Annotated in this window: 17 protein-coding genes; all 17 read left to right on the top strand. The window is 42.3% G+C overall.

Annotated features, from left to right (window positions below; all coding sequences use genetic code 11):
- The first annotated feature begins 109 nt into the window (after positions 1-109).
- The 17 genes from LCM23_RS17155 to LCM23_RS17075 all read left to right on the top strand — a co-directional run bounded on the left by LCM23_RS17155 (position 110) and on the right by LCM23_RS17075 (position 13,314).
- Positions 110-1,348: a hypothetical protein gene (locus tag LCM23_RS17155; protein WP_224938044.1), complete on the top strand. Its 1,239-nt coding sequence runs from the start codon at positions 110-112 to the stop codon at positions 1,346-1,348.
- A 196-nt stretch (positions 1,349-1,544) separates the two neighbouring features.
- Positions 1,545-2,177 (top strand): hypothetical protein, encoded by a 633-nt coding sequence (locus LCM23_RS17150; protein ID WP_224938043.1) that lies wholly within the window; start codon positions 1,545-1,547, stop codon positions 2,175-2,177.
- 213 nt (positions 2,178-2,390) lie between these two features.
- Positions 2,391-2,894 (top strand): helix-turn-helix domain-containing protein, encoded by a 504-nt coding sequence (locus tag LCM23_RS17145; protein WP_224938042.1) that lies wholly within the window; start codon positions 2,391-2,393, stop codon positions 2,892-2,894.
- 493 nt (positions 2,895-3,387) lie between these two features.
- On the top strand, positions 3,388-3,948 hold the full coding sequence (locus LCM23_RS17140) for a recombinase family protein (protein ID WP_224938041.1): 561 nt from the start codon (positions 3,388-3,390) through the stop codon (positions 3,946-3,948).
- A gap of 140 nt (positions 3,949-4,088) precedes the next feature.
- A complete protein-coding gene (locus LCM23_RS17135; protein WP_224938040.1) occupies positions 4,089-4,508 on the top strand; it encodes a phBC6A51 family helix-turn-helix protein in 420 nt (139 codons plus the stop codon).
- 209 nt (positions 4,509-4,717) lie between these two features.
- Positions 4,718-6,235: a phage terminase large subunit gene (gene terL, locus LCM23_RS17130; RefSeq protein ID WP_224938039.1), complete on the top strand. Its 1,518-nt coding sequence runs from the start codon at positions 4,718-4,720 to the stop codon at positions 6,233-6,235.
- Positions 6,236-6,261: 26 nt separating this feature from the next.
- A complete protein-coding gene (locus LCM23_RS17125) occupies positions 6,262-7,782 on the top strand; it encodes a phage portal protein (RefSeq protein WP_224938038.1) in 1,521 nt (506 codons plus the stop codon).
- 95 nt (positions 7,783-7,877) lie between these two features.
- Positions 7,878-8,591: a phage scaffolding protein gene (locus tag LCM23_RS17120; protein WP_224938037.1), complete on the top strand. Its 714-nt coding sequence runs from the start codon at positions 7,878-7,880 to the stop codon at positions 8,589-8,591.
- Positions 8,592-8,653: 62 nt separating this feature from the next.
- Positions 8,654-9,775 carry an SU10 major capsid protein gene (locus LCM23_RS17115; protein WP_224938036.1) on the top strand — a complete coding sequence of 374 codons (1,122 nt, stop codon included), beginning with the start codon at positions 8,654-8,656 and terminating at the stop codon, positions 9,773-9,775.
- A 45-nt stretch (positions 9,776-9,820) separates the two neighbouring features.
- Positions 9,821-10,048, top strand: coding sequence for a hypothetical protein (locus LCM23_RS17110; RefSeq protein ID WP_224938035.1), 228 nt, complete (start codon positions 9,821-9,823; stop codon positions 10,046-10,048).
- Between the two features lie 14 nt (positions 10,049-10,062).
- Positions 10,063-10,404: a hypothetical protein gene (locus LCM23_RS17105; RefSeq protein ID WP_224938034.1), complete on the top strand. Its 342-nt coding sequence runs from the start codon at positions 10,063-10,065 to the stop codon at positions 10,402-10,404.
- Positions 10,401-11,219, top strand: a complete 819-nt coding sequence (locus LCM23_RS17100) for a structural protein (RefSeq protein ID WP_224938033.1) — start codon at positions 10,401-10,403, stop codon at positions 11,217-11,219. Before LCM23_RS17105 ends, LCM23_RS17100 begins: the two co-directional genes overlap by 4 nt.
- A 16-nt stretch (positions 11,220-11,235) precedes the next feature.
- Entirely contained in the window at positions 11,236-11,628 is a 393-nt protein-coding gene (locus LCM23_RS17095; RefSeq protein WP_224938032.1) for a hypothetical protein, read from the top strand.
- Positions 11,625-11,978, top strand: coding sequence for an HK97 gp10 family phage protein (locus tag LCM23_RS17090; RefSeq protein WP_224938031.1), 354 nt, complete (start codon positions 11,625-11,627; stop codon positions 11,976-11,978). The genes LCM23_RS17095 and LCM23_RS17090 overlap by 4 nt, the downstream gene beginning before the upstream one ends.
- A 4-nt stretch (positions 11,979-11,982) precedes the next feature.
- Positions 11,983-12,399: a hypothetical protein gene (locus tag LCM23_RS17085; protein WP_224938030.1), complete on the top strand. Its 417-nt coding sequence runs from the start codon at positions 11,983-11,985 to the stop codon at positions 12,397-12,399.
- 13 nt (positions 12,400-12,412) lie between these two features.
- Entirely contained in the window at positions 12,413-12,850 is a 438-nt protein-coding gene (locus LCM23_RS17080; protein WP_224938029.1) for a phage major tail protein, TP901-1 family, read from the top strand.
- Positions 12,851-12,909: 59 nt separating this feature from the next.
- Positions 12,910-13,314, top strand: a complete 405-nt coding sequence (locus LCM23_RS17075) for a tail assembly chaperone (protein WP_224938028.1) — start codon at positions 12,910-12,912, stop codon at positions 13,312-13,314.
- Positions 13,315-13,350: the final 36 nt, after the last annotated feature.

Genomic DNA, 13,350 nt, shown 5'->3' with positions numbered 1-13,350 from the left:
GTTTTTTAAAGCCCTGTTAACGGTGGACTATTTTATATTTATCCAATTTAATTATACACCAGTTCCCTGTTATAAGGCAAGCCGAAGATTAATCGATAGGGGGAATATCGTGAATAATAAACAGAAATTATTTGAAGAAGTACTTTTTGAACTTAAAAATAGTAGCACAGAACATACTCTCGTGCCAAAGCACCCTAAATTGAAAAAAACGATTTTTAGTCTAGTTTTAGCTTTATCTCGTAGGGATAGTTTCGAAGAAAAGGAGCTACTAAACTCAGCTGTCTCAATAGCTTGGGAGGCGTTAGATAGTTTTGTATTAACTGATGATGCGGACTGGAACGAGGTTATAGAAGGAGTTGATAGGTTAAATCTAAACCGTATTGTCAAAGCGATAGTTACCAAAATTGAACACGCACTTCCCGCCGTTGCCAACCCGAATACCCGCCGAATGTATGATCCGGAAACTGGTGGGAAGGTGTTTGTAAGTGTTAATTTTGATTCACTAGACCGCCCATTATACGACAAAACAGGTGAATTTACCGGTTTGTTAGGCGATGACGTGTCCGAATCTTTTTTTTCTCAAGATAATAGTTACGTTAAGAATCCGTTTATTGAGTGGTTTCGCGAGAATAGAAGTGAGTTTTTAACAGATAGACAGAATGATTTTATAGACGGCTTATCAACCGGATTGTTGAAAAAAGACTCCGATTATATAGATGTGAATGACTTCGAGGAATTTGCGGGAATGAAGGCGCATGACCTTGATAGGATGAAGAAACGAATTAAAAAAAGGACACTTGACGCGTGGGAAAAATATAGACAGAAAAGACCGGAGTCAACAAGACGAGGTGCGTTTATTGCCGAACAAATAGCTCAGTGGAGCGAGTTTCTTGCATTGGCAGATTCGGACAAACATCTAGAGAATCAAAACTTATTACTTTCTAATTGGATTTTAAGGCATCAATTTGCAGTAGATTTCATTTATGATGCGTTGGAACATGACGAGGAGCTGACTAAAGGCTTTGTGGCTTTCTTAAAAGGTGAAAGAATTGATATACCCGCATTTGTACTATACGAGATTTATGTTTTGGTAGTTGCGGAAGTTGTGCATTTAAAAAGAAGTCTGAGCGCAGCCGGCAACAATATCACGCGAGACTTTACAAATCATGAAAGAAGAAAAATTAACGCAGAAAGGATTAAGAAATATAAGGAATTTACAAGAGTGCAGCCGTGTTTTTCTTATAACGCAAATGGGGAGCTTGAAAAAATGTACACACCGGACCTTAAGGAATATAAGATACTTGATCTAGACGCATATGGGAATTTAATTAATAAGAATGATTTTTAATTGTGTTTTATGAAATTTAACAGATTTATTCATTGTCAATTATATAATAAACAAAAACAATAGTCAAATGAGAAAAATACCTAATATATGGCGTATTTATAAGTGAGGGGAGCGTTAAAACAGGTATATTTTGACCCGAGTTTAATAACGTTCTCCACTTATATTTCGCGTTTATTTAGAAAGGGGAGAGGCATATATGGCTGAATGGACGAAAGAAAGTTTACGAAAAAAGTTATTCGAATTATTATCCGAAGGTGAGAGAATCAACCCGCAAAGTGTTAGTGAGATTGAGGGATTTTATAGTTCCGCCAAAAAACTTCACGGATCATACGAGGCCTTTTTAATTGAGAACGGTTTGGATCCCAAGGCTTACTTTCATCGAAAGCGACATCTGAATACAATTAAAAGCACAGCAGGACTACTATTTGAAGAAATTCTCGCTGATTTATTAGTAGAGCTAGGACTTGACGTTATTCAAGAAACAAAAAATGGATTCCGTCCAGACTTTATTGTAAGAGCGCCATCTAGCGAGAAGTGGGTAGATGCAAAGTTAACGGAAATGACTGCCTTGCAATCTCCGTCCGTAAATAAATATGTAGATCATTGCGATAAACTGGTCCTTATATACCTTATTGGTGAGGATAAGGATTACAACATTACTAAAAAAGTACGCGTTGTAAACGTAAATAGATTCCTAGAAAGATTAACTGATGAAGAGTCTAAGAAAGTTTATATTAAGCGGTTTAAATTAATTACAAAAATAGCCGAAGCTGCAGACAAAGAAAGAAGGGACTTTGCTGACATAGACGATTATTCGGAGGTAATTTGAATGGAGAACAGATTCTTTTACTGCTACTCACCGCCATTGTACCGTTTTCTTAAACAGGCGGGCATCAAATATGTGTGTACCGGCTTAAACGAGTCGAGTATGCGCCAATTCTGGCAATTTGAGCGAAACGATAAATTAAACGAATTATTAACGGAGTATGCCGGCAACAAGCCAGGCTGATCTCCGTCGTTATTTAGAAGGGGGATAATTTGAATGGAACGGGATTTCTACAGTCACGTTTACGAGGGAGGCTTTGTGAAGTATCCGAATGAATTAGCGCTATATCCGATTACTAGCCACGCGAAAAAATGCGACAGCGAGCCTTGGATGGGCGATAAAACATACGCCGACTATAAGGTGACGCCTACGACATTAGACGTGTATAGAGCACTTTACCAACATCGGAACACGAACGAGAATCATAAACATTACGGCAAAACGTGGGTGTCGCAACGTCATTTGCAAGTCGAGCTGGCTATGTCGGATAAGACCTTGCGTAGTCATATCGAGGTACTAGAAGACGTTGGCCTGATCGATGTTAAACGATTTTACCGACATAATCGCCCGTTCCATGTTTATACGTTTCCAGCACCGTTAAGTATAGCGGAATTCAAGTGCCATTTTCCGTTAGCTTGTGCCGAATATGAGCGTAAAATGATGGCGCTGGACAAGATTCGCGAGGAAGAGAGTGTCATTGAGGAGGACTTCGATTGGTGACCGTAAATATTACGGTTAGGTGACCGTAAAAATTCCAGTCAGCTGACCGTAAATATTACGTAGTACTAAGAACTAAGTTACTAAGAACTAATGTACTAATACTTATAAATACTTGCGCCTAAACGAAAGAGCATGTTTAGACGCCGAGATATAAATATATAAGTTCTTTGCGCGAAGAAAGAGCGAAGCGATAAGGATATATGAAGAACGAAAGCCGTGACCGTAAAAATTCCGGTTACCACCTTCGCAATGCTACCGTCCGTAATTCCGCATATTATATGAAGAAACTCGTCATAAAGTTGCGCAAAAGGTAGCGTTAAGTTTTCTGTACCAGGCGACGCGTTCACGACGGAGAGCTCTTCAAAACTCGAGGGCTGCTCAAACTATTCATTTCATAGTCATAACTTAATAGTATTGACCACGTTTTGGCGATGTGATATTATCAGTATAATAAGCGTAATCAAAACTAATGGTCAAAAGTGAGGTCGTGTTTATGAAGTATGGATATGCTCGGGTGTCGACGGTGAGCCAAGGGTTAGAATCGCAATTACAATCGCTAAAATCAGAAGGATGCGAAGTGATATACTCGGAAAAGTTTACGGGAACAAAAACGGATCGCCCAGAATTCCAAAAGCTACTGCAAATCTTAGTCGAGGGCGATACGCTAGTTGTAACGAAGCTAGATCGTCTAGCACGTAATACTCGCGAAGGAATAGACATTATCGAGGACTTATTCGTAAAGGGCGTAAAGGTGCACGTCCTCAATGTAGGGCTATTAGAGAATACGACAATGGGACGATTCTTTTTACAAACACTGCTCGCCGTAGCCGAAATGGAACGCAATATAATTATAGAACGTACGCAAGAAGGTAAGGCTATCGCTAAGCAGCGCGATGACTTTCGCGAAGGTAGGCCGCGCAAGTTTAGCAAAAAACAAATAGAACACGCGTTAGATTTACTAGACACGTATTCATATACGGAAGTAGAACGCATGACAGGAGTCAGCAAATCGACATTAACGCGAAGAAATAGAGAAAGAAAAGGCAGCCAATAACGGCTGTCTATTTTTATGGGCCGGGGAGGGGTAACCGTATATCTGGCGCCCTGGTTCCGAATCATTTGTTACAAAATTTTAAACTCGAGGGTCAGCCAGACGGACTGGCAGTTGCCCTACTCGGAAAGGAGACGAAATAAATGACGAATCAAAGATTTAATTTCGACGAGTCTCGCTTGAAACGCGGACAAAAAGAAGCGGCGGCTTTGTTGGTCGAATACGACTTCTCGCCGAAAGATGAACGTAAAACTAAACAGGAGATTGCGGACTTAATCGGACTGAGCCGCAAGCAACTCTATATTTGGGAATCATCAGACGAAAACTTTATCGCATATAAAAACTACGTTGCCGCGAAGTATACCGACTCACACTTGCCGGCAGTTTATGCGCAACTAATCAAAGGAATATCAAACGGATCAATGAAGGGCATCGAGCTATTCCTTAAGCGTATCGGCGACCTCAACGATAAGAGCGAAGTTACGATTAATAATGGTGCGAACGAGCTACCGTTTGAGGAACGCAGAAAGCAATTGCTTGAGCGCTTAAAAGACGAAGATTAATAAGGAGGTGCGTTGTTATCGCATATATAGACGGACAGTGGCTCGACAGACCTGCGCGACAACAGCGCATTGACGAGCTTAAAGAAGAGAATGAAATATTACTTAAAATTATAAAAGGGCCTAACGGAACGGATTTCGATATTGATAAGCACGAAGCTAATAGACGTCTATTAACGAAGCTAGGACGCATCCATAAAGCGGAACATGATTTGCTTTACTTTACCTACGAATATTTCAGCGATGAAATGAATCCCGATAATGAAACGAACCTAATTCCTAAAGGTCAAGTTTACTCGGGCGCTGCAGATTTTCACAGGACTCTTTGCTCGCTATTAGACGACATCACCGCAGGCAATCAAACTTCTAATGTCGCTTGGTCAGTCGGAAGGCGTCACGCTAAGACGGCATACTTATCGAACTCTTTTCTATGTCATCAAACGGTATTTAGACATCAAAAATACATCATCGAAGTCTCCGAAACTACAGACGTAGCCGGGGACTTTATTAAATTTACGCAACAAAACTTAAAGTTTAACGAAAAGCTTCGCGAAGATTTCGGTCCTTTATTGCACCCCAAGCCGTCAATGAACGAAGTGGATAACAAATACGAGTTTATAACCTCGAGCGGGACGAAAGTAGAAGCGAAGGGTATGGGTACGCAGATGAGGGGACTTCGCCATCTTACCGAACGACCTGGACTATTCCTTCTCGATGATCTCGAATCAAATGCGAATACTAACACACCTGAACTTCGTCAGAAGAATCTCCACTGGTTCCGTTCTGAAATGTTAGAGGCGTTAGGCTTTGGCGGAATCGCTGTCTATATGGGAACTATCCTCGGATATGATTCACTACTTAATCACGTAATAAATAAACGCAAGGACTTCACTTCTAAAAAGTTTCCAGCCATTTTATCTTGGTCAGAGCGCGAAGATTTATGGGAGCAGTGGCGTGAAATATATAACGCAGATGAGGTTGAGTCAAAAGAAAAAGCAGACGCATTCTACGAAACCAACAAGGAAGAGATGCTTAGAGGAACAGCGGTATTATGGCCACAATTGTACTCGTATAAATACTTTATGGAAAAGCGCGAATCAATGGGAGTTAAGGCCTTTAATCAGGAGTATCTAGGAAACCCCGTTGACGAGGAATCGCAAGTATTTAAAATGGAAGAGCTTAAATTTTTTACTGACGCTGATTTAACCGGAAAGAAGCTCGATTACTTTTGCGGAGTTGACTTTGCGATGGGTAAAGAAAAGGGCGATTATTCAGCGATAGTCACTTTAGCGCGAAATCGTGAAACGGGAGTGTGCTATGTAGTAGACGCATTTATAGAACGCGTTCATCCCGACATACTTCTTAAAACAACGGTTGAAAAAGCGCTTGAATACGAATACACCGCGATAGCAGTAGAAGCCCAGCAGGCGCAAGAATGGTTCGCTGATAAGCTCGTTGAGGCATTGCAAGCGGAAGGCTATCCAGGAATGACGCGTCTTAAGCACGTAAAACAACGTACTCGGAAAGCGTTGCGGATTGAGTCGCTGCTGCCTGACTTACAAAACGGAAAGCTACGGTTTAAAAGAAACCAACGTTTACTATTAGAAATGTTCGAAATGTACCCGAATCACAACCATGATGACGGACCTGACGCATGCCAAATGGCTTTTTCAATCGCTGGGTCTAGTCGTAAAAGAAAAGCCGGAAATGCCGGCTCATATCGATATTAATACGAAAGGAGGCGGACGCCATAGTAATGATTGACAGAAACTTAATGAATCCGTTCGTTTTTCAATCGCCTGCCGAGCTAATGATTGGAAGCGCAGAGTTCCAACGGATTGCAGACGAGATCAAGCTATACAAGCGCTATGAAGGCTCGCTTAACGTATGGAGCGACTATGTTAAACCGTCTGAATTAGACTATACGCCAACGAATCTATCAATGAATTATCCACGAAAGCTTGTCGATACCATAGCGGCATGGCAATTCGAGAAGGAGCCGAAAGTCACTGTTCCGCCAGATGTGCTTGACGACCCTTCGATTATGATGTCGCCTACTTACTCGCCTAGCGAGAAACAGAAAGATGAGAACAGTCGCGCCAAAGCAAAAGAGCGATTACTTCAGTGGGTATGGGACGATAACCGGATGCATGAAAAGTTATTAGCGGCTGCTAAAGATCGCGCAATCTCTAAGACGGGCGTATACGCGCGCTTGCATTACGATAAGAGGCGTGGAGAGATACGTATACTTTGGCACCCAAGTTACGAGGTAATTCCGGTTTATAACGAATGGGATACAGACCAGCTTGATGAAGTACATTTTACCGCATTCTTAGACGAGGACTCTACGAAGCTATGGAAGTTGTCATATTACCTCGTATGGATAGGCGGAGAGGATGACGGTTACTACGATTGTGAGATAGAAGAAACGGTCAGCGACGAGAATGCAGTCATTGCGGAGCAACGCGTTGAACGGACTTCGATGGGACTGGATTTTATTCCGGTCGTTCACATTCCTACGGAGAAGCTTTCCGGAGATTTGCACGGCTTTAGCGAGTTGGAAAAAATGATCGAAGTAGCCGACGAGATTGATCGGAAGCTTAGCGATTATTCTGATGCTCTACGATTCGAAATGTTCGCGATTACCTTGCTGACCGATGTTGAAGAGGACCCGAAGAATCCCTTAAAAGTGAGTCCTAGTGCAAAGTGGAACTTAGGGGATAGCGATAAAGATTCGGGAACGCCGGAAGCTAAGAAGCTCGAAAGCGGATTTAAATTTAAGGAAGCTATCGAAGGCTATCTCGATCGCATGTACGAAGCATTGCACGAAATTAGCGAAGTACCAATCGTCAATACTGCCGACATGAAAACCGGAGGAATTAACGATATGGCTCTTAAGCTATTATTCTCGTCAATTATATCGAAAACGCAACGGTCATGGATTATATGGCAATCGCGTTTACAGACGTTGAACGAGTATGTTTTACGCTACATGAAAGCGCGCCAAGACCATCCGAGATTTAAATACGATACGGAATGGCTGGCACAAGTTGACGAGTATTATTACAGCAAGATTGTTTTCGGATTACCTTTACCGCAGGATCAGGCGGCGCTAGTAACGCAACTTGGCGAAGAAGTAGCATCGCAAATAGAGTCAATTAAAGGCGCGATTACTCGAAGCGGAAAAGAGAATGCAGAAGCAAAGCTTATGGAAATTATCGCAGAGCGCAATCTAATGCGACAAACGCAAGACCCTTATGCAGAAACAAGCGAATAATAGCGTACTGCCCGAACGTTAAGGCGTAAAACTAAACGGTTGTTATTATTCGTAATCTATGAGCGACGGCTCTAAAACGGTTATGGAGGTACGCAATGAATGAATTATTTTTACCGTTAAATTTACAATTATTTTCCGAAGATAAGCCTGAACAAGACGGACAAACAACGGCTGATGAGCCGGCAAACAATACTGAAACATCGTCCGAGAAAACTTTTACGCAAGCTGATATCGACAAGATCATAGCAGATAGGCTAGAACGCGAAAAGAAGAAACAAGCGGAGACGGCCGAGAAGTTGAAGAAACTTGAAGAGTATGAGAAAGCGGAAGAAGAACGTAGAAAAGCGGAAATGTCCGAAGCTGAACGCTTAAAAGCCGACAAGGAAGAAGCTGCTAAGAAAGCGGAAGAGGCGGAGGAAAAGGCTAAGCAGGCGCAAGAGAAGGCAAATCAACGAATTATTAATACGGAAATAAAATCTATCGCTCGTTCACTTAATGCGAATGACCTAAACGATGTGTTAGCGCTATTAGATAAGTCTACACTCGAAGTGGACGAAGAGGGGAACGTAAGTGGCGTTGATGTAGCAGTACAAGCGCTGAAAGAAGCAAAGCCGTGGATGTTTAAGCAAGCTATTGGAGCAGACGCAGCAGGCGGATCGAATCCTGCAAAGAATCCTAGTATAAACGAGATTACTGCGAAAGAGAAAGAGTTAGAAGAAGCGCGGGAAAAGGCGTTAAAGGATAGTCGCTTTATGGGCACTGTGACGAAAATTTATAACGAGTTAATTGCTCTAAAACAACGAAAGTAATTCAGTCGCCAATAAGCGGCTTTTTTAATTACAAAAAAAACAATTCAAAGGGGATATGAAAAATGAATGTAGCAACTACTTATGATTTCCAACAACAAGTTCGTCAAATGCAAGCGAACGTAGATTTAATCTTAACTAAAGCGCCAGTTCTTTTCGGTTTAATCGGTACAGGAGATGCATTGACTCAATCTAAATTTGAATGGCAAAACGATTATTTAAATAGCGTTACTGGGGAAGCAAATGCAGCAGCGGCTGTTGACGCGACTACTATCGAATTAAAAGAAGGTGACGGGGCAAAGTTCACAATTAACGCACTTGTGCAAAACGAATTAGAAGTATTAAAAGTAACTGCGGTTAATGGTGACTCAATCACTGTTCAACGTGGGTACGACGCAACTGAGCCAGAAGCAATCGAAGCAAATGCTGAATTAAAAGTTATTGCTCGCCCACGCCCTGAAGGTGAAGAAGCGTACCGCCATAACGAAATTAATGACAGAGTATTATCCTATAACTATTCACAAATCTTCTCTCGTTTTGCGAAAGTATCTCGTACACAACAACAAGTTAACACATACGGCGTATCGAACGAACTAGATTACCAAGTTAACTTACGTTTACAAGAAATGATTCGCGAAGTTAATAACACTTTGATTTACGGCCGTAAGTATGCGGGTGCTGGCGAATCTAACCCACGTACAACTGGCGGTTTATTTGCATTCGCGCAAGAGCAAGGTTCTGCGAAGTTTGATATGGGTGGCGAAGAAATTAACGCGAAGAAATTAAATGACGCTATTGAGGAGACTTTCAAGCGTGGTGGACGTGTTGACACTATCGTATGTGCGCCGAACGTTGCTCGTCAAATTACGAAGTTAGCTAGTGATACAATCCGTACAACTCGCGGCGAAGGTACTGTCGGACACCAAATCATGTCATTCATGAGTGATTTACCTGGCGGTACAGTTTCAAGCGTTGTAGTTGACCAGAATATGCCGAAAGACCGTGCTTTAATGGTAGATATTAATAACATCAAAGCCCGTTACCTACAAGGATTTTACGATCAAGATGCAACTAATCCTGGTGCTGATAATTTTGCGCGCGTTATCCGAGGTGAACTAGGATTCGAAATCAAGAACGCAAAAGAATCTATCGCAGTATTAACAGGAATCTCTAAAACTATCGCATAATTAAGGGCGCCATGCAGGTGTCTTTTCTTTAAGGAGTTGAAGCTAGTGAAAGTAGCGAAGTTTAAAGCTATCCCAAACTATGAATATAATCGAGACGGAGTTTACGCTTTATTTAACGGAGAAGGTGTACTTGTTACGAATGATGAAAAGGTAATTGCAGCGCTAGAAAAGTCAAAGCCTTTTGTACAGTCGCTAGATAAGAAAGTAGAAGAGGCAGAAGAAAAAGAAGCGCCAGTTAAACCGAAAACTAAGCCTAAAACTAAAGCAAAATAACGGAGGTGATGCCAATGGCGGTGTCAGAACGATTAGCTACGCGTTTAAATAATGTTCCGGGCGTCACTTCGGCTGATATTGTCGATTGGGTTGCCGAAGCTGTTGCTGAATCAGGGATAACGGAAGAAGAAAACGAAAATGCAGTTTTATATCTTGCGCTCTCTATAGGGTACGAAGTAATTGCGTCAAATGCTGCACACTACTTTAAGTATACAGACGGAGAGGAATCGGTTGATAAATCGAATGTCTACGATAACTATATGCAACTAGCGAAAGAGTCTCGAAAACAATATCGAAAATATAAGCGAGGAAATGGAGCTAGCCAATCGCATGTAGGAAGGGCAGACTGCCGATGAATAACCAGGATAAACTCGACGCACAGCTAGAAAAGCTCGCCATGCAATACGGCAAACTTAACGATAAGCAAGTCGCATACGCCATTAAAGAAATCGGACGCATTCGGGGCGACTTAGCGGACTTGCTTGCGGAGTTTGCTGATAAAGACGGCATTATTAAGAAACAGCGGTTATCGCGTTTGCTACGGGAGCTTAATGGCATTGAGAAGTTATTGCGCGAATATGGAACGACTTCAATTGAGGAAATAATTCGCGAAACAGCCGAAAAAGGAACGGCAGGATTTAGCGGCGCTATTGTTGGCGTAGTTGGTACAGGCGCAATTGCCAAGGCGGAGCTTGAGCGCATTAACACGAACGTATTTAATTACGTAGTCAAGCGCTATGGAGACGACGGATTGATTTTATCCGACCGCATTTGGCGACTAAGCGGTGACATGCGCGATGAGCTGTCGAAGGTACTACGTGCGGACATTATTCGCGGTGAATCCGTCAGCGCTATGATCGCTCACATTCGCGAAGTACATGAAAATGAAACTTGGAAGATTAAGCGTTTAGTCGTAACGGAAGGCAATACGGCTTATCGAGTTGCGTCGGCACAAAGCGCGAAAAATAGCGATGTAGTCGAATGGGTTAAGATTACGGACAACGGACACAGGCACCGTCATCACAGTTCGCATCGATGCTATCAATTAGCGCGACAAGACCGCTATGGGCAAGGTGCCGGCATATTTAAGCCGACTGATAGCGGAATATACATGCCGCATCCGGGCTGCTCGAGCTACTTAACGTATGTGCTTGACGAGCGTTATTTGTAGAAAGGAGTTGAACGCGTTGCTCACTCCGGAAGATATAGAATTTATGAAAGAAACGCGAAAAGAAATAGTAAGTCATCGGGAGCATCCGGTGACTCTTTTTTATGTGCTAGAAGGCGAGACTGATCCGATTACGGGCGAGCCAATTGGCGGTGGTCATGGCGAGATTTATACAAACGCAGTTGTAACGGAAATCGCATCGCAATCACAAGTAGACCGATATCTATCTAACGGTATTGAAGTAGAAAAAGGCGATATATGGTTTTCGGTTAATATCGACAGCGTTATCGCAGAATATCCTCATTTAAACATCGTCAATTACGAAGGACGGAACTATACGATTTTAGCGAAAGATAAAAAGGGCATAGGCGAAAGAAATCGCGTCGAAATGGTCGGGAGGTTAGAGACATGAGTAGGCAGCCATTTAACATTTCGGTTAGCGGTTTGAACGAGGTACTAAGTCAGTTGGATGACGCTGAAATTGCTCGCGACATTGGACGTATTACGGAAACTTACGCGAGGAAGATAGCAAATGAGTCCGCAGCTAATGCGCCAGTTGATACCGGCAGACTCAAGAACTCACTTGCGTCAAGTCCGAAAAAGGAATCCGAAACGTCTTGGACGATAGGTTCTGATTTGCCTTATGCGTTACGACAAGAGTACGAACATCGGACGAAGAAAGGCTTTACGCGAAAAGCAGTATGGGATAACAGAACGCCATTTCGCGAAAAAATAGCAGAGCGATTAAGCGAAGGGCGGTGAGTAGTTGCAGTTTAATTTAACGCATTCACTACGTACACACTTAGAAGCATCGACCGGCATTAAAACGGTTTGGCTTTATGATGGTGTTAAATTGCCAGCAGAACGCCCGTTGTTAACGGTTGAGCAGATGCAGAATAACAACGAAAACATTTCGAAGTCTAGGCGCTTTGAAACGACCTATCGATGGCAAGTCGGTTTATATACGACATCTATACGAGAAAGGTCGCTACTTCAAGACGCGGTTAAAGGCTCGCTAATCAAAGACAAAATTGAATTACTTAACGCAACTACGCCTGGCGAAAAGCTGGGCTATTTTTATGCGCTCGTTACGGGAGAGGTTCCGATTACACCTGAAGATATAAGCGACAAATCTAGTTATCATCGCGTTTACTTCGACGTTGAAGTGATCGCAACAATATAAGGGGGACGAATAAATGGGGATTGAATTTCGCGGCGAGGAATTTGTATTCGCGATAACAATGGAAGATGAGACAACTGGCGATACGTTGGTAAAGCCTTTTAACCAAACAAGCGGATCGTCTAATATGTCGACAGACTCCATTGATCTAAACACGAAGGACAAAACGGGAAGTGACTACGGAAACTCTACGCAAGAAATTTCCTTGGAGGGAATTTTGACAGAAGGTGATCCGTTTATTGATTACATTAAAAAAGCTATTAGACAGAAGAAATTCGTTGAAATCTATGAGATTAATACCCGCACCAAGAAAGCGGAAATAGGAAATTACATGATTTCATCTTTTGAGCGTTCCTTCGGAAATGCTGAATTTGCGACATACACATTATCCGGAATGTTAAACGGAGAGGTCACAGAAGAGACATTAACAGAAGTGCCAGTTGGCGCAGAATAAGGCGGGCTATTTGCTCGTCTTTTTACTTATGAAAATAAACCGAAAAAGGGGTTTTATATATGACATTATTTACTATCGGCGAAAAGGAACATGAGCTGAAAATTACTTACAAATCAGTTAAGCACTTAGAAGGACTCTTCGAAGGTGGGTCGTTAGGGTTTATCGAGGCGGCAATGAGCGGCTCTTTGACTACATTTTCACATGTGATTCATGCAGCACTTTTCCATACCGGAGAAAACTATTCACTTGCGCAAGTAGATGCTGCCATTGAAACAGCGTTTGATTCCGGATTAGTCGACTTAACTTATATTTACAACACGATAAACGAGGTGGTACTCGATAGTTTTTTCTTCGCGAAGGTAGTCAGGAACTTGAAGGCCAAGAATCCGGAAGCATTCAAACAAATGAACGAGATTTTAACTACGAACGGATCATCAGAAACGGATGGCGGTTCTTCCGACTAACACCCGATGCAGTCTTAAATTTAACGCCTAAAGAGT

This window comes from Cytobacillus kochii (assembly GCF_020171845.1).
GTDB lineage: Bacteria > Bacillota > Bacilli > Bacillales > Cytobacillaceae > Cytobacillus > Cytobacillus kochii.
The sequence above is the reverse complement of the archived record's forward strand: the minus strand, read 5'-3'. Positions and strand labels throughout refer to the sequence as shown.